Raw genomic sequence first — 23621 nt, forward strand, 5'->3', positions numbered from 1 at the left:
GGAAATTTTGATAGATTTAACAAACATAAGTGAATTAATAGTATTTATATTAGTATTTTGTAGGCTGACATCCTTTATTATGTATGTGCCAGCTTTCTTTCCAAGTGGTACTCCACAAAGATTTAAAATAGGCTTATCTTTAGTACTAACTTTTATATTTGTACCACTTATTAATATAACTAATTTAACAGTAAATAATTCTGCCGTTTTTATAGTATTAATTGGAAAAGAAATACTTATAGGACTTGCTTTAGGTTTTATAACCACATTATGCTTTAGTGTAGCACAAATGGCAGGACAATTATTAGATTTTCATGTTTCTTTTTCCATGTCATCATTATATGATCCTATATCTAATGAAACAGTAAGTATATTAGGAAGAGTTTTTTATTGGATGTGTTTAATAGTATTTTTATTAATAGATGGACATCATATAGTAATAAATTGCTTAGTAGAAAGCTTCCAATTAGTGAATATAGGTGGACTAGCTCTAAAACCTGAATTAGCTACTTATATGATTCAAGTAATAATAGAGTTTTTTACTATTGGTCTGAAGATGGCAATACCTATTGTACTGATAATTATTATAACGGATTTTACTTTAGGTCTTGTGGCTAGAGTAATGCCGCAGCTCAATATAATGATGCTTGGTATGCCTATAAAAATATTAGTAGGATTAGCTTGTTTTACATTATCTCTTCCAGTATTTATGAAGATGATTGTAAATAATTTTGATACAGTGCTTGAGGCAATAAAAGGATTATTCAATATAATGCCTTGTATATTTGTGTTTTTCGCTAGTGAAAGTGGTGAGAAAACAGAAGAGGCAACACCAAAGAAGAAAAGCGATGCTAAGAAAAAAGGACAAGTTGCCAAAAGTAAAGAATTAACTTCTGCACTAGGACTTTTAGTTATTACCCTATTAATATCAATTTTGGGTGGATATATAGTAAATAGTTTAAAAGAAACTTTAATTATGTTTTTAAGAGATTATCCTACGATTTCTATAGATAATAATAGCTTAAGGGGGATATTTATAACTTCTTTCATTAGGATAGCTATAGTATTTTTACCTGTGGCTGTACCAATAGCAATTATGGGGATTTTGGCCAATGTAGCGCAATCCGGTAAAATACTTACCACAGAGCCATTAAAACCTAAGCTAGAAAAAATTAATCCTATTAGCGGATTTAAGAGAATGTTTTCCTTAAAAGCAGTAGTAGATTTAATAAAAAATTTAATCATTATTATAATTATCGCTTATGTTGGATATAAGTTTATACTTTCAAATTATGAGCAGGTATTAAACTTTGGCGGTTTTAGGATAGAAGCAATTTTAACTTCTTTTGGAGAATTGATAGTTGATATATTATCCAAGGTAACCTTAGTTATGATTATTATAGGTGTTATTGACTTTGTATATCAAAAGTATCAATTTAATAAGGATTTAAAAATGACTAAACAAGAGGTTAAGGAAGAATTTAAACAGCAGGAAGGAGATCCTGTTGTTAAAGGTAAAATAAAACAAAAGCAAAGAGAAATGTCCATGAAGCGGATGATGCAAACTATTCCAGATGCTACAGTAGTTATAACTAACCCAACTCATATAGCGGTAGCATTAAAATATGAAGAAAATACAAAATCAGCTCCTAAATTAATTGCAAAGGGACAAGATAATATAGCTATTAAAATTAAAGAAATTGCTAAAGAAAATAACGTTCCAATAATTGAAAACAAGCCCTTAGCAAGACTTATATACAATGAAGTGGAGTTAGATACGGAAATACCATATGAAATGTACCAAACTGTTGCAGAAATTTTAGCCATAGTTTACAAACTAAATAAGAAAACTAAAAGCTAACATACTTTATCAATGCACAATGCACAGCTCACAATGCACAATTAAGAGAAATTTAATAAAAAGAAATCAATTTAAAACTTCTTCAAAAGGAGAAGTGTCTATAATTGCAAATTGTGTATTGTGAACTGTGAATTGATAAAGCTTATATAGTAAAAAGAACAAGAAGAAAAATAAACTTATAGTAGAGGATGAGAATTATGAGATTTTTTCAAAACTTTGATATAAAGAAAAATTCAGATATTATTATAGCCTTTGGAGTTATTGGAATTGTACTTATGATTATAATTCCTCTTCCTCCAGCACTTTTAGATATCTTCTTAGCAATAAATATTGCAATATCCGTTATTATAATGCTCATTACGATGTTTACCACTAGCATACTTCAATTGTCAGTGTTTCCAACACTGTTACTAGTAACAACACTATTTAGATTATCACTTAATATATCTTCTACTAGGCTAATATTAGGCGATGGATATGCCGGAGATATAATAGAAACCTTTGGACAGTTCGTTGTTAGAGGTGACTATGTAGTTGGTATTATCATTTTCTTAATTATTGTTATTATACAGTTTGTAGTTATTACTGCTGGGGCTGGTAGGGTATCAGAAGTATCTGCAAGATTTACTCTTGATGCTATGCCAGGTAAACAAATGAGTGTTGATGCGGATTTAAATGCAGGGATGATCAGTGAGGAAGAAGCGAGAGAGAGAAGAAAAAATCTCCAAAGAGAAGCAGACTTCTATGGAGCTATGGACGGAGCATCTAAGTTCGTTAAAGGAGATGCTATAGCAGGTATTATAATCACCATAATAAATATTGCTGCAGGTATTATTATTGGGGTAGCAATGAAGGGATGGAGCATAGGCGATGCAGCGGCTAAATATACTATACTTACCGTTGGAGATGGATTAGTATCCCAAATACCAGCATTATTAATTTCTACTTCTTCAGGTATATTAGTTACTCGTTCTGGTAGTGATGAAAACTTTGGTAAAGAATTAGGAGCACAGTTAACAGCTTTTCCTATGGTTATAGCAATGGCATCAGCAGTTTTACTTGTACTTGCTATCATACCAGGTATGCCAAGTGGAATATTTATTTTACTATCAGCAGCTAGTGGATACAGCGCTTATTTATTACATAAGGATGAAAAACAAAAAGTTATTGATGAGATGGAAACAGAAGAAAGAGAAATCATCGAAACGGAAAAACGTGAACCTGAAAATGTAATGAATTTAATTTCAGTAGAACCACTAGAAATAGAAATAGGTTATGGACTTATACCATTAGCCGATGATGCTGCAGGAGGAGATTTGGTGCAAAGAATTTCTTCTGTAAGAAGGCAATGTGCTATAGAAATGGGAATAGTTGTACAGCCAATAAGAATTAGAGATAATTTAAGGCTAAAAACCAATGAATACGTAATTAAAATTAGAGGAACGGTAATAGCAAAATCAGAGCTTATGCCTAATATGTTCTTATGTATGGACCCAAGCAATGAAGAGATTACAATGCCAGGAATTAGAGCTATAGAGCCAACCTTTGGAATACCGGCACTTTGGATTAATAAAGACCAAAGGGAAGAGGCAGAAATTAAAGGATTAACGGTAGTTGACCCAACTACTGTAATGATAACCCACTTGACAGAAACTATTAAGTGTCACTGTTATGAACTATTAGGTCGTCAAGAAACTAAGATGATTATAGATTCAGTTAGTGAAAAATATAGCACAGTAGTTGAAGAGTTAATTCCAGATTTAATGACTATAGGTGAAGTACAAAAGGTATTACAGAGTTTATTAAAAGAAAAGATATCAATAAAAGATATGGTAACTATATTAGAGTGTTTAGCAGATAATTCTAGAAATACTAGAGACATAGAATTACTAACTGAATATGTAAGATTTGCACTAGGAAGAAGTATATGTAATGAACTTGTAGATGAAAACAATAGTATTACAGTATTAACTTTATCACCGGATATAGAGAATATGGTATCTAATAGTATTCAAAAATCTGTTCAAGGTTCTTTCCCAGCAATGAACCCTGATATAACTACAAATATTTTTAATTCTTTAAGAGATCTTTTGGATGTCACATATTTTAATAATAATATTCCAGTGATATTGGTTTCACCTAAAATTAGACCAGCTTTTAGAAAACTTATAGAGATGGTTTTTCCAAGCCTTATGGTATTATCCTTAAATGAAATACCAAATGATATTGAGATAAGAGCTGAAGGAGTTGTATCTGTATAATGATAATAAAAAAATATGTTGCTACCAATATGAATGAAGCTCTTACTAGAATTAGACAGGAGCTAGGAAAAGATGCGGTTATTATAAGTCAAAGAAGAATTAAAAAATCTGGCATTAAAGGCTTCTTTGGGAAAAAAGTTTTAGAAGTTACAGCAGCAATAGAATCGAAGGAAAAAGAAAATTTTGAAGTAGATTTAGATATTAAGAATTCAAAAGAACCTCGGGAAGATGAGAAGAATCTAATCGATGCCATCTTAAAAAGTCAAATATCAAGAAATACTGATAAGTTTAGTGAAATTAAAAACGTTAAAAATGATGAAAAGCCTGTAGAAGAGAAAGAGAATAGAGAAATATACAAAGAAGTTATGGAAATGAAAAATATGATTACTTCTTTGTTAAATGGTGAAATAAATAGTTCTATAGGAAATACAGATAAAACAAACTTAGGATTAATTTTAGAAGATGCAGATGTTTGTAGGGAAGTAACAGAGGATATATTAAACTCCATAAATGCTGAGGGAAGTGAAGAGGAAAAACTAGAAGAAATAAAGAAAATAATAGAAGATATGGTTAGTATTGAAGAATTAGATGTAGAAGGTACAGTAGTATTTATAGGTCCCACAGGAGTAGGAAAGACTACGACCATTGCTAAATTAGCAGGGAGATTAGCTTTAGTTGAAAAAAAGAAGGTAGGGTTAATTACTATCGATACTTATAGAATAGGGGCAGTAGAGCAATTAAAGACCTATGCTGAAATTATGAACATTCCTTTCAAAGTAGTATTTACCATGAAAGATATGGAAGCTGCTATAGAAAGTATGAAAGATTGTGAGGTTATTTTAATTGATACTACAGGCCGCAGTAGTAAAAACACCATGCAACTGTCAGAGCTTAGAGCATTTGTCGAAAAGACAAATGCTAAAAGTATAAATCTTGTTGTTAGTGCTACTACAAAAAATAAAGATATCAAAATTATTGCTGATTCATATAAAGCTTTAAACTTTAATAGAGTAATAATAACCAAATTAGATGAAACTTCAACTTATGGATCAATATTAAATATTATTAAGGAAGTTGAAGTACCCTTAAGCTTCATAACTACAGGTCAAAATGTTCCAGAGGATATTAAATGTCCAGAAAGTAGTGAGATTGCTAGCTTAATAATAGGGGAGAAAAATATATGTTAGATCAGGCATCAACATTAAGACAATTAGCAGAGGAAAGTTATAAAATTAATTGCAAAAATGAAAATAGAACTACTAAAATATTGACTATTACTTCTGGTAAAGGAGGAGTAGGAAAAAGCAATATAGTGGTGAATTTAGGCATTACTCTTCAAAAAATGGGAAAAAAGGTATTAATATTTGATGCAGATATAGGTATGGGTAATGATGATGTATTAATTGGATGCTTTCCTAAATATAACATTTTTGATGTGATTTTTAATAACAAAAATATTGAAGATGTAATAATAGAAGGACCTTTAGGAATTAAACTCTTACCTGGAGGATCTGGTCTTTCAAGGGTGGATGATTTAACAGAGGTACAACGTAAAAGCTTTTTAAATAAACTAGAAAATATAGAGGGCTTTGATTATATTTTGATGGATACCGGTGCAGGAATAAACAGAAGTGTCTTAGGATTTATAGCTTGTAGTGATGAGTTCATAGTAGTAACCACACCGGAACCAACTTCATTAACAGATGCTTATAGTCTTATTAAGGCTGTAAGTCATTTTAAAATTAGAGAAAATGGAAGTGTAATAATTAATAGGGTTTTAGATGAAGAAGAAGGGTCAGACACTTTTGCAAAATTTAGCAACGCTTCATCAAGATTTTTAAATATCAAATTAAATTTTTTGGGTATGGTTTCTGAGGATGCTAAATTAGTGAAATCTGTTAGAACACAAAAACCACTTTGTATTAATTATCCAAACTCAGAAGCAGCAAGGGATATAGAGAATATTGCAAAAAAATTAGAGGGACTTGTACTTAGAGAACATAATCTAGGAGTACAAAGGTTATTTAAAAAGATATTTAGTATTTTTTCATAGGGGGATAGCCATGACATCAAATATAAATTTTTATCCTAACAATAGAATAAAAGTTATCACTGAAGAAGGATATGCAAAAAGCATAATTCAAGATGTGGATGAAAGGACGTTATCCATAGGATTACCAATAATAAACCACACTTATGTAGCCATGAGACAGGGAGAAGTCTATGAGGCTATATATAATGATGGAAATGGAAATGTTTTTAAGTTCAAAATAGATGTAATCGGACGTAAATTTGAGAAGATACCACTTATAGTTATAAGTAAGCCTTATGACATACAAAAAATACAGAGAAGAGAATATGTAAGGATTAATTATACAGGTATAGTAAATTATTATTTAACACCTAATTATCCAACACAGAACTTAAGAAATTATGATATTTTAGATTTTAATGTGGGATATGCATTAGACTTAAGTGGCGGTGGTATGAAGATAAAAATCGCAGAAGAAGTTAAGAATGGTGACTATATTATAGCTCAGTTAAAAATTGACGGTGAGGATATTATAGCATTGAGCAGGGTTGCTAGAGTAGAACGTGATAAAGATGAAAAATATATTTGTGGATTAAGTTTTTTAACCATTGAAGGAAATGAAAGAGAAAAATTAATTAAATATATATTTAATGAAATGAGAAAAACGCTTAAGACTAATAGGGGTGATGGACGTGAATAGTGCTGTAGAAGCAAAGGGGGAAGTTGTAAAAAAGTATATACCACTAGTAAAATATATTGCTTCTAGAATTATCATGGGGAAAACTAAGTATGTAGAATATGAGGATTTAGTCAGCTATGGTATGGTAGGCCTTATGGACGCCTTAAACAAATTTGATGAGAGCAAAGGTATGAAATTTTCAACTTATGCAGCAATAAGGATTAAAGGGACTATGATAGATGAACTTAGAAAAAATAGCCCTATTTCTAAAGGTTCCATGGACAAGCTTAATAAGTATAATGATGCTATTGAAAAATTGCAAAATAAATTGTTTAGAGAACCTAATAACTATGAGATAGCAGAAGAATTAGGAATATCTATTCAAGAAGTTACTCAAGTTGAAAACTACATTAATTATATCTCAGTAGTGTCCTTAGAAACTTTAATGTTCAGTGAAGAAGATGAGATTTCATTAATAGGAACTATTGAAGATAAAAAAAGCCCAAGTCCAGAAAAATCTTTAGAAGAAAAAGAGATATTAGAATATTTAGCTAAAGCCTTAGATTTATTGAGAGAGAAAGATAAATTAGTAATTACACTTTATTATTATGAAGGACTTACCTTAAAGGAAATAGGAAAAATTTTAAATGTTTCAGAATCAAGAGTATGTCAACTTCACAGTAAAGCACTAATAAATTTAAGAAAGATATTAAAAAAACTTAAGTACGATATTAATTCTTAAAATATTAAAATCCACAACTTAAAGCAATTGAGAATTGGCAAAGGACAATTGGCAATTAAGATAGAAATTATTTTTATTCAAACTAATTTCTTTAATAGATTTTTTTACTAGCAATACAATTGCTAGACTTTTATAAAAAGTTATTTTATAACTTAAAAGAAGAAATCAATTCAAAACTTCTCTTATAAAAGAGAAGTTTCAATAATTCTCAATTGTCAATTCTCCATTGTATAAGGGGGAGTAACATGCTAATACCATTATTGTTCATAGGTATTATATTAATAATTTTCAATATTAAGGCAATTAAGAAAGAAGAAAAATCTTTTGATAAAGCCTTTAAAGATGCAGAGTTTAGTACAGATGAAATAGATGTAAAATTAGGAGAACTAAGAAGAGAGTTTAGTGAAACTATATTAGAGCTTCAACAAGAAATATTAGAATTAAAAGAAAAATATGATGTTAAGTATAAAGAAAAAACTTACGATAATATATTAGAGGAAAAATTAGAATTAATTAATATGCCTATAATTAAAGAAAAACTAGAGGAAGAACAAAATAAAACAACTAATCTTGAAGAAACAAAGGAAGAAACTTTAGAAAATAATATAAAAATTCAACAAATAAAAGAGCTTTTTGAAAAAAATCTTAGCATAGAGGAAATAGTTGAAAAATCAGGCCTAGGAAAGGGTGAAATATTATTAATAAAGGAGTTATATCTAAAATAAAGGGATATATAAATTTTATTGCTGATAGAAAGGTATTACTAGGTATAGGCATAGGCATAATTATAGGAACAATATTTATGGGATTTTCTAAGTTAAACTATGAGCTTAGTGATGCACAAGTAGAGGTGAAAGCAAGAGCTTTAGGAATGAAATATCCCGATGAGGTAAAAATTATGATTAAGGATGAGGTGAAAAAATGATAAGAGGATTATATAATGCTGCTTCTGGTCTTATAACTAGTGAAGCAAAACAAAATGTAATAATGAACAATATTGCAAATTCAAACACTACAGGTTATAAATCAGAGAATTTATCTATTAAAAGCTTTGATGAAGTTATGATATCTAATAAAGATAGAAGTGTTAATGGTAAAAATTATAGGGTTAATATAGGAGCATTGAGCAATGGAGCAGAAATAAATGAAAAAAATATAGACTTTACTCAAGGACTAGTTAAAGATACAGATAGTAAATTTGATTTTGCACTAGAAGGAAATGGTTTTTTCACTGTTCAAAGAACAGGAGTTAATGATGCAGGCAACTACTATACTAGAGATGGACATTTTCAAGTTAATGCAGCAGGATACCTAGTTACTTCAAATGGAGAAATGGTATTAGGTAGAAATTTAATGACTAATGTATTAGAACCAATAAATGTAGGTAATGGAGAACTTACCTGTGATAAATTAGGTAATATTAAAATAAACGGCAATATGACTCATAGCTTTGGAATTGTAGATTTTGAAAATTACGATGGATTAAAAAAAGTTGGACATAATTTATATCAAGGAAACAATCCACAAGTAGCACAGGGAACTATGGTTAGACAAAATGCCTTAGAAGGATCTAATGTGGAAGTAATCGAAGAAATGGCTGATATGATGGCTGTTATGAGAAACTTTGAAAGTGATATAAAGGTTTTAAAAACACTAGATGAAACTTTAGGTAAAGCAGTTAACGAAATTGGTAAGGTAAGATAGTAGGAGGGGAAGAATTTGTACACTCTTTTAAATAGCAATAGGAGTGCAATGGTTGCACAACAAAGAAAATTAGACACTATATCTAATAACTTAGCAAATGTAAATACAACTGGATATAAAAAGTTAAAAGCTCAATTTTCTGATTTATATCAAGATACTTTAGAGCGTCAAGGATACCCTACTACTGATGGTGCGGAAAACTTGAACTATGGTACAGGGGTGAAAATAGGTAAAGCCGTAAGACAAGTAACTCAAGGAAGTCTAGTAGAAACCGGTAAGAATAGCGATTTAGCTATAGATGGACAAGGGTACTTTAAAATATATATGGCAAATAATACTGCAGCATATACAAGATCTGGAGACTTTAAAGTAGATTCTACTGGAGTTTTAGTTGATGGTAATGGAAATAGATTGAGTGTAATAGACAGAAATGGAAATGAAGTAAATTACCCTAATGGAAGAATGAGACTTACAAATGAAAATCTTACTGTTGATAAAAATGGAGTATTATATAGAAAAGAAAATGAAAATTTTATAGAAGTAGGAAGTATTAAGACATATGATTCAATAGGAGATACTTCTTTACTTTCAGTAGGAGAAAGTTTATTTGTACCTAGGGAAGGTACTACTATGTATGAAACAAGGAATAGAAATATTCAACAAGGTTATTTAGAGAACTCAAATGTCAATGTAGGTGAAGAAATGTCAGATATGATATTAACCCAGAGAGCATTCCAATTAAGCTCAACAGGTCTTAAAACCACTGATGAGATGTGGGGACTAGTAAATAGCCTAAGATAGTGAATTAGAAGAGTTAAGGTATATAAAATAAGTAAGAACATAGAATTTAAAATCACCTTAGGGGAAAGTATAGGCTTCCTTAATAGAAAATTAACTCATACATGATTTTAATTTTCATAACAAAAAATATTTTCTATGAATTAAAAATTAAGAATTAAAGATACGAATTATGTTTTAAACTCCAAGGGCAAAGCCTTTGGAGTTTTTTTAGAATAAATTTTATTTTAAGAAATTCACTAAGAGAGAATCTCATCCTAAAATTTTCATTAGTAACTATTAATTCTTAATTTCTAAGGGGTTAAGCTATTTTTATAGAAAATTTATTTTCCAATGGATATTTTAAGCTTCCACATTGCATCCCTATATAGGGTTCCACAATAAAAATTTAACTTATACATGATTTTAATTTCCATAATAAAAATTCTTTTCTATGGATTAAAAATTAAGAATGAAAAATGAAGAATTATGGTTAAAACTCCACTGCTAAAGCCTTTGGAGTTTTTTTAGAATAAATTTTATTTTAAGAAATTCACCTCTAGTGAATTTTTTCCTGAATTCTTCATTATTAATTATTAATCCTTAATTTCTAAGGATTTAAGCTATTTTTTAGAAAAATTATTTTCCATAGTATATTTTAAGTTTTCATATTGGATGCCTATAACTTATCTCTTAAGGTAGGTTTTTACTAAAAATTCAGAAAAAACATTGATTTTTTAAATTTCAAATAATATAATGATGTATGTAGGATATGTAATCAGTATATGTGATTTATTAAAATTGAATAGTTTAAATAGAGGAGCGAGTAGATGGTAATATATATTAAGAGGAATAACTTCTCATAATATATATGAAGGATTTTTACACGCCGAAAGTATATACTTTTAAGTATAATACTTGGGGATAGAAAGCAAATTTTCTATCACTGTCATAAAATATTATGATGCGCTATTTGTGTAATGAAAATATGAAATTTTTCGTGCATTTATAGCCTATTGTATATAATAAGAATTATTTAGGCACTGAAATTTCAGTGTCTTTTTAGTTTTTTGTTTTCTAATGCTAAAGGTATTACTCAATGAAAAAATTTATAGACAAGTTAATAGGATATATAGAAAATTTGAAAAGTATTATCTATAAATATAATAAATTAATAATCACTAGTTTATTATACTTTATTCTAAAAGAGGCATGTCCTACATATAATGTATAAACATATATACAATTGACAGTCAAGATGAAATTTAGTTTAAAATAAACTAGTTTCTTTAAATATAATTTTTACTAGAAGCTTTATTATAAGTGTATAGATAAAAGGGACAGTTTTGAAAAAATAGAATAATTAATATAATAAATGATTAATATAAAAGTTTTATTGAGGCATATTAAAAAATAAATAGTCATCAGTATACTTGTCTAATTTCCATCATACCGCGCTGTCAGAGCTACATGATGACTAAGTTATCATGAAACCTGTAGACAGTCTGATGTAAAGTTATGCGCTATATTTTTGACTGATTATTTTATTTTATATGCATTAGAGTGTAATTTAAAACGACTTTTAAAACTATCCATCATCTAATGTGTAATTTAAAAATAAAGGAATGGAGGAATTTTAATGGCGGTAGGATATATTTTTGGATGCTTAATTAGTATCATCTTATGGGGATTTGATAGAGAAAAGGTATTTTATAAATTTAATCAATTTATTCATAAAAAAATAAAATCTAGATTATGGATACAATGTTTTTATATAGCATTAATATTAATAGTAGCTTATTTCTTTTATTTGATGAAATATGAAGAACTTTATAATGCAATTACTGCATTTATTGTAATTGAGATTAGTAATACAGAAAGAAAGGCCCTTATTCCTGAAAATCCTGATAAGAGACATTTTTATGATAGCATGTCAATAATCTCATCTGCACTAGTATATGGGTTTATTGGTCCACTATTTTATATATTAATTTTTAATAACGGTATAGCTATTGCATTTACATTAATTCATTATATTTCTTATAGTAACGATTTTAAAATCTTTAATATTTTAGAAAAATATCTATCTATAATACCAACAGTTATTGCTTCCATAATTCTTTACATTATTTATATACCTAGAAATAAGACTATAAAGATTGATTTTAAAGGGGATTTTTTTATTAATATGGTGTCTAGACCTATGCTAAATGTATATATTTTGGCTGCTTATATTGAATCAGTTAATTTTTATTATCATGTAAATAATAATAATGTGGATTATTTAAAATCTTATGGTGTTTATTCTAAAAAGATAGATGATGACTCTATTAAAGATTATTTATCTATTACTTATAGTATTTGCATTGTATCATTTGTGATATTTTGGGTTCATCAAAGTCAAGTTTTACTTAAATTAATGGCTTAAAATGATGTGCAATTGATTATTTATAATAATTAAGAAGAATTGAGGTTGAAATTTATTAAAATTTCAATTGTCTGTACAATATTTGATAATGGGAACTAATTTGGAGTTTATGGCGAACACTGTTCGCCGCTACAGTTAGTAAATAAAAAATAGTAAAAAAAGGCGTAATATACGCCTTTTTTATTTCATTTGACCTATAGCATCTGTTAAAGGAGGAATAACCTGTTTCTTTCTAGATACTACTCCATCTAGATATACAGCATCATCCTTTAATGTTGAACTAAATGCTTTTATAAATAAATCCTTATTTCCAGCCACTAAGAATAATGAACCACCATTAAAAATATCAGTTATCATTAAAGTAATCATTTCAAGATCATTTGTAGAAACTACGTTATTCATAAGTTTCAATAAGTCTTCTTTTAAATCGTTAAAGCCCTCAATATAAGTTGTTGTAACTTGAGCTACACCAATTTTTATATCTCCTATAGTAAAGGTTTTAAAGTCTTGATAGAAAAGTTCTTTAGAAGATTTTCCTTCAAGAGATGTAGCAGCTTTAAACATTTGCTTAGCGAAATCTTCAATATCAATATCAGCTATTTGAGCTAATCTCTTAAGTATTATTTCATCAACTAATGTAGCTGTTGGAGATTTTAATAATAATGTATCAGAAATTATTGCGCCACATAATACCCCAGCAATTTTCTTGCTTGGTCTAATGCCATTTTCAAAGAATATTGATGCAACAATAGTTGAAGTACTTCCAACAGGTTCATTTCTAAAATATATTGGAAGTCCAGTTTGAATATCTGCAATTCTATGATGGTCTATTATTTCAAGAACTTCTGCATCCTCTATACCATCAACAGATTGAGCTTTTTCATTATGATCTAATAATATAACTTTTTTTCTTCTTTGATTGATTAAATGATAACGAGATACACTTCCAATTACTTTATTGTTTTCATCTAATACAGGATAGCTTCTATATCTTGTTTCAAGCATAATATCTTTTATTTCATCAACAAAATCAGCAGTATCAAAGCTTATTAAATTATTCTTAGTCATTACATGACTAATTGGAATGCTTTGAGTTATTAATCTTGAAGTTGTAAAGGTATCATATGGAGTAGAAATTATAGTACATCCAACTTTTCTAGCCTTATCAATAATTCCTTCTAAAGGCTCTTTATTTCCTGTTATTATCATTAAAGAGACTTTCCTATCAACAACACAATGTTGTAGTTCCTCTCTATCTCCACAGATCACAATATCGCCCTCTTCAATTATAGTCTTTGCTATATCTGGGGACATATTAGCTACTGCAATCTTACCATTTAGTACTACACCTTCTTCGTGTAAGTATTCAACTTTTGCAGATAGAGTATCTAATATATTTTCCAGCTTGGTGTTACTTTTAGCTAATATATAGTTATCCCAAATATCTAGATAACTAGAAGCTAGATTAGAAACAGAAGCAATACCAACTAGTCTATCGTTTTCATCTACTACTGGTAAAGTTTTAACATTGTTTTTTTTCATTATGCTCCAAGCCATCTTTAATGATATGTCTGGAGAAATTGGAGCTACAGTATCTATATCTAAATCTGATACTTGAGTTCTTACTGTTTTTATAAGCTTTGGGGCTTCAACACCAAAATAGTCCAATATAAATTTGGTTTCATTATTTAGTTCTCCTAGCCTAATCGCCATAGCAGGAGCTTTTTGAGTTTTACTTTTAAATTCTGCATAGGCTAGAGCAGAACAAATGGAATCTGAATCTGGATTTCTATGTCCTGTAATGTAAATTATATTTTTCAAATGCGCTACCTCCTTAAATAGAATTCCATAAATAAAAGAGTTACTATATGTATTTTATAGCTATAATCCATGTCTGTAAAGGAAAAAATTTAGTATTGCATATTTTTTCATATACTAGTAGGCTCGTACATATATTTTAGAGTAAGATAGTTGTTATTAAATATATAAACTTTAACTTGTACATTGCAGTTTAATTTAATAAGAATTCATAATTTAGTATTACCAATTAATGATGAAATTAATTTCTTTAGATATTTAATTGAGAAATATAATTTTTTAACTATTATCTAATAAAATAATAAATTTTATACTAATGTGAATTCAAATAATTCAATAATACAATTGTATGAATGCATAGATTAAATTTGAAAGTAGTCTATCTATATTGTATGTTGTTTTAGATTATTTATTATTTAAAAGAAAAGGGGGAATAAAAGTGCATGATAAAGAGGCTAGAGGACTTACTAATGATGAAGTAGAAAAAAAGTTAAAACAGTTTGGATTGAATGTTTTACAAAGTAAGGAACAAGTATCAGTAATTAAAATATTTTTATCTCAATTTAATGATTTTATAATTTGGGTTTTAATTGCTGCTACCATAATTTCAGGAATTATGGGAGATAGTGCAGATGCTATAACTATAATAATAATAATATTTATGAATGCTATATTGGGTTTTGTACAAGAATATAAAACGGAGAAATCATTGGAGGCATTGAAAGAGTTGGCTTCACCCACTGCAAAGGTAGTTAGAAATGGGAAAATACAAGTTATAAATTCTATGTATTTAGTTCCAGGTGATTTAGTAATACTAGAAACTGGAGATAGGATACCAGCAGATTGTTTGTTGGTTGAAGATAATAACTTTATGGTAGATGAATCACTGCTAACAGGGGAATCAGTAGGCGTTTATAAAAATGCTAATGATAGAAGTAATAATGATATTTACATGGGAACGATTGTGCTAACTGGAAAGGGCAAAGCAAAGGTATTATCAACAGGAATGAGTACAGAGATGGGGAAAATAGCTAATATGCTCGATAATATTGATAGTGAAAAGTCACCATTAAAGGAAAGGCTAGATTCCCTAGGGAAAATATTAGTTGTGTTATGTTTAGTAATTTGTACTTTAGTAACTATACTAGGAATTGTAAGAGGACAAGATCCCTACAATATGTTTTTATCAGGTGTTACATTAGCGGTTGCGGCAATTCCAGAGGGATTAGCAGCTATTGTAACAGTAGCATTAGCTTTAGGCGTGTCAAGAATGTTGAATAGAAAGGCGTTAATTAGAAAGCTACCTGCTGTTGAAACATTAGGATGTACCTCTGTAATTTGTAGTGATAAAACTGGTACTCTTACAGAAAATAAAATGACAGTAAAAAGTCTATATTTTAATAACAATATTTATAATATAGAGGATTTTGGAAAGAATCCAAATTTGATGTTGAAAAAAGCTTTTACTTATTGTAATGATTGTAATTATAATTTTGATGGTATCACATTAGAGAAGACTTTATTTGGAGATCCTACAGAGACGGCACTTATAACAGCATTTTTTAATAGCGGAAAGGAAATACAAAATTTTATATATAAAGGAAAAAGAGTATATGAAAACTCCTTCAATTCTACAAGAAAAATGATGTCTGTTATCATAGAGGAAAACGGCAAAAATAGTTGTTATGTTAAAGGAGCACCAGAAAGGGTAATTGAAAGATGTAGCCACATTTTAATAAATGGTAAAATAGAGCCTTTTACATACAGCCATAAACAAAATGTAGAAAAGGCAATTGATAAAATGTCTTATAAAGCATTAAGATGCATTGCTGCTGCTTATAAAGAAAATAATCTAGTAAAAAGTGAAGCAGTAGAACAAGACTTAATATTTATAGGTATAGCAGGAATTATTGATCCTCCTAGAAAAGAAGTTAAGGATGCAGTATTAAAATGCAAAGTTGCGGGAATTAAACCCATAATGATAACCGGTGATCATAAAAACACTGCTTTTGCAATAGGTAAAGAAATAGAGATATGTAAAAGTGTTGATGAAGTTATTACAGGGGCAGAGCTAGATAAAATCTCTGATAAAGAACTTCAAAAAAATATAAATAAGTATAAGATATTTGCTAGAGTAAGTCCAAAACATAAATTAAGGATAGTAAAGGCTTTTAAAAAAGAAGGAGTTATTGTTGCTATGACAGGAGATGGAGTTAATGATGCTCCAGCTGTTAAAGAGGCAGATATAGGAATTGCCATGGGTATATCAGGGACAGATGTTACTAAAGAAGCAGCTTCAATGATTCTACTAGATGATAATTTTGCCACAATTGTTTCAGCAGTAGAAGAAGGAAGAGTTATATATGATAATATAAGAAAATTTATAAGGTATTTATTATCTTGTAATTTAGGAGAAGTATTAACAATGTTTTTAGCTTCATTATTTTATCTTGATGTACCCTTACTTCCAATTCAAATATTATTTGTAAATTTAGTAACAGATGGGTTACCAGCTATTGCCCTTGGCGTTGATCCAGCAGACAAAGATATTATGCTACAACCTCCTAGAGCAAAAAATGAAAGTGTATTTTCAAGAGGATTAAAAGAAAAAATCCTTTTGAGAGGAACTTTGATTGGAATTTGCACAGTGGCAGCATTTTTAATAGGTAAATATTATAATATGAGCTTAGAGAGCTGCAGAACTATGGCATTAGGTACATTGATAACTTCGCAGCTAATACATGTGTTTGAATGCAGATCAGAAAGATATTCCCTATTTGAAATAAATCCTTTTACTAACTTATATTTATTAGGTGCAGTAGCTTTATCTATGATATCTTTAGTTTCAATTATTTATATACCGATGTTTCAAGCTATATTCCATACTTCTCCATTACAACTAGGACAATGGTTAATTATAATTTTCTTCTCAAGTATAATTTCTTTTATAAATAGTTTATATATATTCTTATCTCATAAAAAATAGAAAACTGTGGACATTGTGTCCACAGTTTTCTATTTATAACATATGCAATGAATTATAGAAGTTCCTATTTAAATCTTCTATCAGCCCTTACTCTTTGAGGTTTAGGCATTTTACCTTCAGTAGGAACCAATTCTGCTTTATTTGTCATGTTAATTAAATTTATTATAGAAATAGATTCCTTGGTATCTTTATTCTTTTTACTCTTTTTAGGCTTTAGTCCTTGAATTATAACAGAGTGACCTTGAGTTACAGGTATAAATTGTGGCTTTTTAAACCATTTTCTTTTCTTATAAACACAAGTAAAAACATTTTTTGCTGCATCAGGTTTTAATACTATAGTAACTGTTATCCAGTTTAATATTCCAAGAAAACTTTTGGTTTCAGGTTTGATAGAGAGAACTCTACCTTGTAATTGTGTAAGTCTATCACCATATTTATTTAAATATGCGTTAGTATAGCTTTGAGCTAGTTTGTCTTTAAATCCCATAAAAATAACTCCTTTTCAATGATATATATAATTCCAATTATAAGCACTATGACTTATTAATAACAATAATGAATAAAAACATTATATATTAACTTTCAATAATTAACAAGGCTTTATCAATGGAGAATTGAAAATTGACAATTGACAACGGATTGGCCCCCTCAAATGGGACACTATATACTAATTACTAGCTTATCCTTAAACTTACAATTTTTTAGATTATAGAACTCATCAGGAGTTCTATAATCTATTGATGAATGGACTCGTATCGTGTTATATCCATATACATATTTATCAATGATGGCTTCCGCCTCTTCTAAACTATTAAATATCTTGCCAGCTAGACACTCATCTTGAAGATACCTATGATATGACTCTATATGTGCATTATAGTTCGGGCTATGCACTGGAATCCTTTCATGGATCACCTTTTCTTTTATACATAGCTTTTCAAAGTCATGAGCTATAAACTGTGAACCATTGTCCGTACGGACAGTAAGTCCGTCAACAGCATCTTTGATGCTTCTGTTGTATAATGCTGTAAGCAATACTTCTTACGCTGCTTCAGCATTAGCAGAAGGTGATAGCTTGCATGCTATAATACTTCTATCAAAACATCAATAATTGAAGCTAAGTAAGCAACTTCACGTGTACCAGCAATATACACATACTTTGTGTCCATCTCCCAAAGTTGATTAGACTGTTTAACTAAGTGATTCTTACAAACACGTTTATATCTTGTAACTGGCTCCTTAGATTTCTGTATCATCCCTAATATACTCATTAGCCGATATACCTTTTTCTTGTTTATCTTTAAGCAATACCTTCGCTTAAGAACTGCTGTAACCTTCTTGTAACCATAGTGTCGTCCATGGTCACAGGACTTTATTTCCATAATGTACTTTTGTATTACTAAGTCACTTACTTTTACATTATCAATATTATAGCTAAATCATGGAATAACTCCCTCTTTTCTTACAATGGGTGTACTTCCATCTTTTTTAGCTTGTTTTCTTCGATAGTATGTAGCTTCGATAGTATGTAGATCTATTCAGTCCTAGTATCCTAAGAATGCTTGCTGCTGGTGCTCCACATGCTATCCATTCCTCTGCATACTCATAATAATCTATTTCATTTTCTTTTTTTTAATAAATCTCTCAATAATTGTCCATTGTCAATAGTCAATTCTCAATTGTATACATATTAGTATACTATGTTTTTTTATTTAATTCACAATTTGCAAAGATGTAATATCTATTCTTTCAAGGTTTACGGTAAAAAGTTAATGGAGAATTGAAAATTGACAATTGAGGATGAAATTATTTCTAGTAAAATAATTTCTTTAATTGATTTCTAACTAGCAATATAATTGCTAGTTATTCTGTGGCGAACACTGTTCGCCGATACAGTAAAAAGTTACCATGTAACTTCAAAAAACAATCCATTTAAAATTTCTCAGTTTCCACTGAGAAATATCCATAATTGTCCATTGTCAATAGTCAATTCTCAATTATATATATATTAGTATACTATAATTTTTTTATTTAATTCATAATTCACAAACTCTTATTATCTATTGATTCAAGGATTATGGTAAAAAGTTAATAAATTTGTTCCAAAAAACCATTTGCAGGAATATTAATATAATAAGTGATTTTTACCGGGAGGATAGTTATGAAGAGAAGGTTGACTCCAAAGGAAGTTATATATAATTTTGAATTTGGTGGTATTAACTCTAAGAGAGATAAATGTATGTTACCACAATATTCAGAAGCATATAAAAAGATAAAAACCGCCCTTGAAATAGATAAAGAAGGATATAATGTATATTTAGTTGATGATTATTCCATGGATAAGGTTAAAACAATTATAGAATATATTGAAAATGTGCTTAAAGATAGAGATAAGCCTGATGATATATGTTATGTAGTTAAAAATGATGAAAAAAAGCCAATACCTATATTTGTAAACAATGGTTTTGGAAAGAAATTCAAAGCTACCTTAGAGGAGATACAAAGTAGTTTAATAGAATATACTTTTGAATTTTATAATAATTCTATAAGTAAAGAAAAGGAAAAGCTTGTAGATACCATTCAAAAGAAACGAAATGAAATTATAAATAATTTAATTATTATATCTAAAAGTAGTGGATTTGAAATTAAATCAAATGATGGAGGATTTACTTTTATACCCTTAAATGATGGTAGAGAAATGACGGAAGAAGAATATGAAGATTTAGATTCAGATAAAAAAGAATTGATGATATCTAAGGTAAATGAACTTAAACTTAAAGCTAAGGAAATTTTGGAAGAGCTCAAGATTATGGAAGTAAATGAGCTGGAGAAAATAAAAGGTATTATGTATAATTATTTAAACGAAAAATTAGAAGATAAAAGGGAAGAATATAAAAAAGTTTTTCATAGAGATACAGAAGTAATAGAATATTTAGAATATGTATGCGACAGCATAGTAACATATTTGATTGACAACTATAGTATTAACTATGATGATGATGAAGATAAAATAAATGAAATAATTTATAAATATATGATAAATGTAATAGTAGATAATAGTGAACAAAACTCTCCGCCAGTGATTTTTGAAGAAGATCCTAATTTAAATAATCTTCTTGGAAGTATTGAATATGAAAATCACAATGGTATATATGTTTCTGATGTTTCACTGATAAAAGCAGGAAGTTTAATAAAGGCCAATGGAGGATGTTTAATTTTAAGAGTAAATAATCTACTAAGCAATTCACAGGCATACTATTATTTGAAAAAAGTACTTTTAAGTGAAAAGGTAGATTTAGATTATAACAAAGGATATTTAGAGCTCTTGGCTCTTAGTGGATTAAAACCCAAGCCAATTAATATAAGGCAGAAGGTTATATTAATTGGTGATTATGAAACTTATGATTTGCTTTATACTCATGATGAAGATTTTAAAAAGATATTTAAGATGAGAACAGAATATAATCCAATATTGGATATAAATAAAGATGTAAAAGGAGCATTAATCAGAGAAATAAATAGTTTTTCATCAGCAAATAATATAAGGACATTTACAGATGAAGCTATTAAACAAATAGCTAAATGCTTATCGAGAAAGGCAGAAAATAAAAATAAAATTTATTTTGAAAGTTATGAGTTAAACAATTTAATTTTACTTGCTAATAATAAAGTAAAAGAAGAAAATAGAAATGTAATTGATGGAAAAGATATTATTGATATTGCTTATGAAGAGGAGCTTATTGAAAAAGAAATTTTACAAAGTTATAAGGAAGGTAAGACTTTAATTGAAGTTGCTAATAGTAAGGTAGGTCAAGTAAATGGACTTTCTGTTATAGATACAGGATATGTAAGTTTTGGGAAACCTATAAAAATAACTTGCATATGTTATAAAGGAGAGGGAAATATAATTGATGCTCAAAGAGATAGCAATTTAAGTGGAAAGATCCATAATAAGGCATTAAGCATATTAAAAGGGTATGTTAGTACCTTAAATGGAGGTTATACAAAATTACCAGTAGACTTACATTTAAGCTTTGAGCAGATCTATGGAGTTGTTAATGGCGATAGTGCTTCTATAGCAGAGATAATATGCATGTTATCTTCTATAAGTAAGATTCCAATAAGGCAAAATATTGCTGTGACAGGATCTATAAATCAATTTGGAGAAGTTCAGCCTATAGGTGGGGTAAATCAAAAAATTGAGGGCTTTTTTAAGGTTTGTAAGGCTATAGATACTATAGAAAATAAGGGGGTATTAATACCTGCTTCTAATAAAGAGGACTTAGTATTGTGTGAAGAAGTTGAAATGGCAGTAAAAGAAGGGAAGTTTTCTATTTATACAATGAAGTCTGTAGAAGACGCTGTAAGAGTTTTATTAGATAAACCAGCAATAAACTTTGATAAAGTTACTAAAGCAATAAACAAGGAGATTGAAAAATATAATGATAAGAATAATATCCAAGGTAAAGATGGAGATAAAGCTAAAGGAATCAAAGATAAAATTATTAATGAAGAGGATGCCTAATTTAAAAGAGGTAATTCCAGAAACTATTAATGCGGGTTTAGAAAAGGTAGATAGAAAGGTAGATTTAAAAAAAATTAATAAAAAAATAAAAAAATCAATAAAAAAAATCATAGAATAATCTTTATTCATTGGAAAATTAATTTTTGACAATTATAATCAAAAAGATTTTCAGTAGACAGTGAAAATTTAATAGGTCAATTTCTTTTAAAACTATTAGCAAAGTATACTTTATTAAAGATAGTAAAAGCCATTAATTTACAAAATAAAATTTTAGTAAATTAATGGCTTTTATTTAAGAAATTAATTATTCATTATTAATCATCAATTAATTTAACTATACATTAAATCTAAAGTTTACAACATCTCCATCTTGCATTACATAGTCTTTACCTTCTAATCTGAAGTAGCCTTTTTCTTTTGCAGCTGCTTCAGATCCACATTCAACTAGCTTATCGTAAGAAACAATCTCAGCTCTTATAAAACCTCTTTCGATATCACTATGGATTTTACCAGCAGCTTGAGGTGCTTTTGTTCCTAATTTTATAGTCCAAGCTCTAACCTCTTGAACACCAGCAGTTAAAAAGCTCATAAGTCCTAATAATTTATAACTTGCTCTTATAAGTTTATCTAGTCCTGATTCTTCAAGTCCATATTCAGATAATAAATCTTTTCTCTCTTCATCATCAAGAGTAGATAATTCTTCTTCTAATCTAGCACAAACAACTATAACTTGAGAATTTTCACTAGCTGCATATTGTTGAACTTTTTTTACTAAATCATTCTCAACATTTCCTGACATTAAATCATCTTCACTGATATTACAAGCATATAATACAGGTTTAGAAGTTATTAAAAACAATCCTTTTATAAATTCATCCTCGTCATCAGTGACTTCTAAAGTTCTAACAGGTTTATTTTCTTCTAAGTGTTTTTTTATTCTTTCCATTAGAGCATATTCAATCTTAGCGGTTTTATCTCCAGAACGAACAAGTTTTAGAGATTTTTCCATTCTTCTATCTAAAACTTCAAGATCAGAAAAAATAAGTTCTAAATTTATAGTTTCAATATCTCTTATTGGATCAACAGATCCATCAACATGAACTATGTTATCATCTTCAAAACATCTAACTACATGTACTATTGAGGAAACCTCTCTTATGTGAGATAAGAACTTGTTTCCAAGGCCTTCTCCTTTGCTAGCACCTTTTACAAGACCAGCTATATCATAGAATTCAATAGCAGTATGAACTTTTCTTTTCGTATTATACATTTTTTCAAGCACATCTAATCTTTTATCTGGTACACTAACAACCCCTACGTTTGGCTCAATTGTGCAGAATGGATAGTTCGCAGATTCTGCCCCAGCTTTAGTGATAGCATTAAAAAGAGTGCTTTTTCCTACATTTGGTAATCCTACTATTCCTAATTTCATATATATTTTCTTTCCTTTCTCTTCTCTTCCTGTATATTATAAAAGCAAATTGAGTTTTAATTGTATTTCATATGCCTTATATAAAGTTTTTATAGTTTCTCCAAAACCTTAATATTTAAATTAGATATTCAATTTACAAGTTAATATAGATATATAACTACTTTGTAGATTATTATAATATACAATAATTTTACAAATTTATATCTACATTATGACAAATAACTTTTTAAAAACTCAAATAAATTCTTTTAAATTATACTCTACAACGGAATATATTTCAACAATTGTAGGGAAAACTAGGTTTTACAAAAAGTTTTATTATTATGGTGAGTTTAAAAGAAAATAATATTTTTCTAGAAAGAATTGTAATTTAATG

General features: G+C 28.7%; 19 protein-coding genes and 1 riboswitch. Of the genes, 14 read left to right on the top strand and 5 right to left on the bottom strand.

What is annotated here, in order from left to right; all coding sequences use genetic code 11:
* Positions 1–7: 7 nt before the first annotated feature.
* The 11 genes from ACWPW7_RS12630 to ACWPW7_RS12680 all read left to right on the top strand — a co-directional run bounded on the left by ACWPW7_RS12630 (position 8) and on the right by ACWPW7_RS12680 (position 12484).
* Positions 8–1861 (top strand): fused FliR family export protein/FlhB family type III secretion system protein, encoded by a 1854-nt coding sequence (locus tag ACWPW7_RS12630; RefSeq protein ID WP_454053793.1) that lies wholly within the window; start codon positions 8–10, stop codon positions 1859–1861.
* Positions 1862–2058: 197 nt separating this feature from the next.
* The gene (gene flhA / locus ACWPW7_RS12635; RefSeq protein WP_312573554.1) at positions 2059–4122 is read left to right on the top strand and encodes a flagellar biosynthesis protein FlhA; all 2064 of its coding nucleotides are present in this window, start codon (positions 2059–2061) and stop codon (positions 4120–4122) included.
* Entirely contained in the window at positions 4122–5309 is a 1188-nt protein-coding gene (flhF, locus tag ACWPW7_RS12640; protein ID WP_454053794.1) for a flagellar biosynthesis protein FlhF, read from the top strand. The genes flhA and flhF overlap by 1 nt, the downstream gene beginning before the upstream one ends.
* The gene (locus ACWPW7_RS12645; protein ID WP_454053795.1) at positions 5303–6175 is read left to right on the top strand and encodes a MinD/ParA family protein; all 873 of its coding nucleotides are present in this window, start codon (positions 5303–5305) and stop codon (positions 6173–6175) included. Before flhF ends, ACWPW7_RS12645 begins: the two co-directional genes overlap by 7 nt.
* A 10-nt stretch (positions 6176–6185) precedes the next feature.
* The gene (locus tag ACWPW7_RS12650; RefSeq protein WP_454053796.1) at positions 6186–6854 is read left to right on the top strand and encodes a flagellar brake protein; all 669 of its coding nucleotides are present in this window, start codon (positions 6186–6188) and stop codon (positions 6852–6854) included.
* On the top strand, positions 6847–7575 hold the full coding sequence (locus ACWPW7_RS12655) for a FliA/WhiG family RNA polymerase sigma factor (protein WP_454053797.1): 729 nt from the start codon (positions 6847–6849) through the stop codon (positions 7573–7575). The genes ACWPW7_RS12650 and ACWPW7_RS12655 overlap by 8 nt, the downstream gene beginning before the upstream one ends.
* A gap of 245 nt (positions 7576–7820) precedes the next feature.
* Positions 7821–8300, top strand: a complete 480-nt coding sequence (locus tag ACWPW7_RS12660; RefSeq protein ID WP_454053798.1) for a hypothetical protein — start codon at positions 7821–7823, stop codon at positions 8298–8300.
* Between the two features lie 77 nt (positions 8301–8377).
* Positions 8378–8500: a hypothetical protein gene (locus ACWPW7_RS12665; RefSeq protein WP_257788834.1), complete on the top strand. Its 123-nt coding sequence runs from the start codon at positions 8378–8380 to the stop codon at positions 8498–8500.
* Positions 8497–9279, top strand: coding sequence for a flagellar hook-basal body complex protein (locus ACWPW7_RS12670; protein ID WP_454053799.1), 783 nt, complete (start codon positions 8497–8499; stop codon positions 9277–9279). The genes ACWPW7_RS12665 and ACWPW7_RS12670 overlap by 4 nt, the downstream gene beginning before the upstream one ends.
* A gap of 15 nt (positions 9280–9294) precedes the next feature.
* Positions 9295–10080, top strand: coding sequence for a flagellar hook-basal body complex protein (locus ACWPW7_RS12675; protein ID WP_454053800.1), 786 nt, complete (start codon positions 9295–9297; stop codon positions 10078–10080).
* 783 nt (positions 10081–10863) lie between these two features.
* Positions 10864–11036: riboswitch (Lysine riboswitch) on the top strand.
* Positions 11037–11695: 659 nt separating this feature from the next.
* A complete protein-coding gene (locus tag ACWPW7_RS12680; protein ID WP_454053801.1) occupies positions 11696–12484 on the top strand; it encodes a hypothetical protein in 789 nt (262 codons plus the stop codon).
* A gap of 180 nt (positions 12485–12664) precedes the next feature.
* On the opposite strand, the gene ACWPW7_RS12685 is transcribed toward ACWPW7_RS12680, so the two are convergent.
* On the bottom strand, positions 12665–14305 hold the full coding sequence (locus tag ACWPW7_RS12685; protein ID WP_454053802.1) for a putative manganese-dependent inorganic diphosphatase: 1641 nt from the start codon (positions 14303–14305) through the stop codon (positions 12665–12667).
* Between the two features lie 436 nt (positions 14306–14741).
* On the opposite strand from ACWPW7_RS12685, the gene ACWPW7_RS12690 reads away from it, so the two are divergent.
* A complete protein-coding gene (locus ACWPW7_RS12690) occupies positions 14742–17288 on the top strand; it encodes a calcium-translocating P-type ATPase, SERCA-type (RefSeq protein WP_454053803.1) in 2547 nt (848 codons plus the stop codon).
* Between the two features lie 64 nt (positions 17289–17352).
* Here ACWPW7_RS12690 and ACWPW7_RS12695 read toward each other — a convergent pair whose 3' ends face one another.
* The 3 genes from ACWPW7_RS12695 to ACWPW7_RS12705 form a co-directional block, all read right to left on the bottom strand.
* Positions 17353–17775, bottom strand: a complete 423-nt coding sequence (locus ACWPW7_RS12695) for a hypothetical protein (protein WP_291559755.1) — start codon at positions 17773–17775, stop codon at positions 17353–17355.
* Between the two features lie 173 nt (positions 17776–17948).
* The gene (locus tag ACWPW7_RS12700) at positions 17949–18323 is read right to left on the bottom strand and encodes a transposase (RefSeq protein ID WP_454053804.1); all 375 of its coding nucleotides are present in this window, start codon (positions 18321–18323) and stop codon (positions 17949–17951) included.
* Positions 18324–18370: 47 nt separating this feature from the next.
* Positions 18371–18670, bottom strand: coding sequence for an IS3 family transposase (locus ACWPW7_RS12705; RefSeq protein WP_454053805.1), 300 nt, complete (start codon positions 18668–18670; stop codon positions 18371–18373).
* 779 nt (positions 18671–19449) lie between these two features.
* On the opposite strand from ACWPW7_RS12705, the gene ACWPW7_RS12710 reads away from it, so the two are divergent.
* Both ACWPW7_RS12710 and ACWPW7_RS12715 read left to right on the top strand, forming a co-directional pair.
* The gene (locus ACWPW7_RS12710; protein WP_454053806.1) at positions 19450–21813 is read left to right on the top strand and encodes an AAA family ATPase; all 2364 of its coding nucleotides are present in this window, start codon (positions 19450–19452) and stop codon (positions 21811–21813) included.
* Complete coding sequence (locus ACWPW7_RS12715) at positions 21806–21931, top strand: hypothetical protein (RefSeq protein ID WP_454053807.1); 126 nt, start codon at positions 21806–21808, stop codon at positions 21929–21931. The genes ACWPW7_RS12710 and ACWPW7_RS12715 overlap by 8 nt, the downstream gene beginning before the upstream one ends.
* A gap of 216 nt (positions 21932–22147) precedes the next feature.
* On the opposite strand, the gene ychF is transcribed toward ACWPW7_RS12715, so the two are convergent.
* Positions 22148–23245: a redox-regulated ATPase YchF gene (gene ychF, locus ACWPW7_RS12720; protein ID WP_291561959.1), complete on the bottom strand. Its 1098-nt coding sequence runs from the start codon at positions 23243–23245 to the stop codon at positions 22148–22150.
* Between the last annotated feature and the right edge of the window lie 376 nt (positions 23246–23621).

Source organism: Clostridium sp. Marseille-Q7071 (assembly GCF_965112025.1).

Coding starts and splice junctions, on each gene's coding strand:
- flhA (WP_312573554.1), top strand. CDS start 2,059: ATGAGATTTTTTCAAAACTTTGATATAAAGAAAAATTCAGATATTATT.
- ACWPW7_RS12715 (WP_454053807.1), top strand. CDS start 21,806: ATGCCTAATTTAAAAGAGGTAATTCCAGAAACTATTAATGCGGGTTTA.
- ychF (WP_291561959.1), bottom strand. CDS start 23,245: ATGAAATTAGGAATAGTAGGATTACCAAATGTAGGAAAAAGCACTCTT.
- ACWPW7_RS12710 (WP_454053806.1), top strand. CDS start 19,450: ATGAAGAGAAGGTTGACTCCAAAGGAAGTTATATATAATTTTGAATTT.
- ACWPW7_RS12665 (WP_257788834.1), top strand. CDS start 8,378: ATGGGATTTTCTAAGTTAAACTATGAGCTTAGTGATGCACAAGTAGAG.
- flhF (WP_454053794.1), top strand. CDS start 4,122: ATGATAATAAAAAAATATGTTGCTACCAATATGAATGAAGCTCTTACT.
- ACWPW7_RS12695 (WP_291559755.1), bottom strand. CDS start 17,775: ATGGGATTTAAAGACAAACTAGCTCAAAGCTATACTAACGCATATTTA.
- ACWPW7_RS12645 (WP_454053795.1), top strand. CDS start 5,303: ATGTTAGATCAGGCATCAACATTAAGACAATTAGCAGAGGAAAGTTAT.
- ACWPW7_RS12660 (WP_454053798.1), top strand. CDS start 7,821: ATGCTAATACCATTATTGTTCATAGGTATTATATTAATAATTTTCAAT.
- ACWPW7_RS12670 (WP_454053799.1), top strand. CDS start 8,497: ATGATAAGAGGATTATATAATGCTGCTTCTGGTCTTATAACTAGTGAA.
- ACWPW7_RS12705 (WP_454053805.1), bottom strand. CDS start 18,670: ATGGAAATAAAGTCCTGTGACCATGGACGACACTATGGTTACAAGAAG.
- ACWPW7_RS12680 (WP_454053801.1), top strand. CDS start 11,696: ATGGCGGTAGGATATATTTTTGGATGCTTAATTAGTATCATCTTATGG.
- ACWPW7_RS12650 (WP_454053796.1), top strand. CDS start 6,186: ATGACATCAAATATAAATTTTTATCCTAACAATAGAATAAAAGTTATC.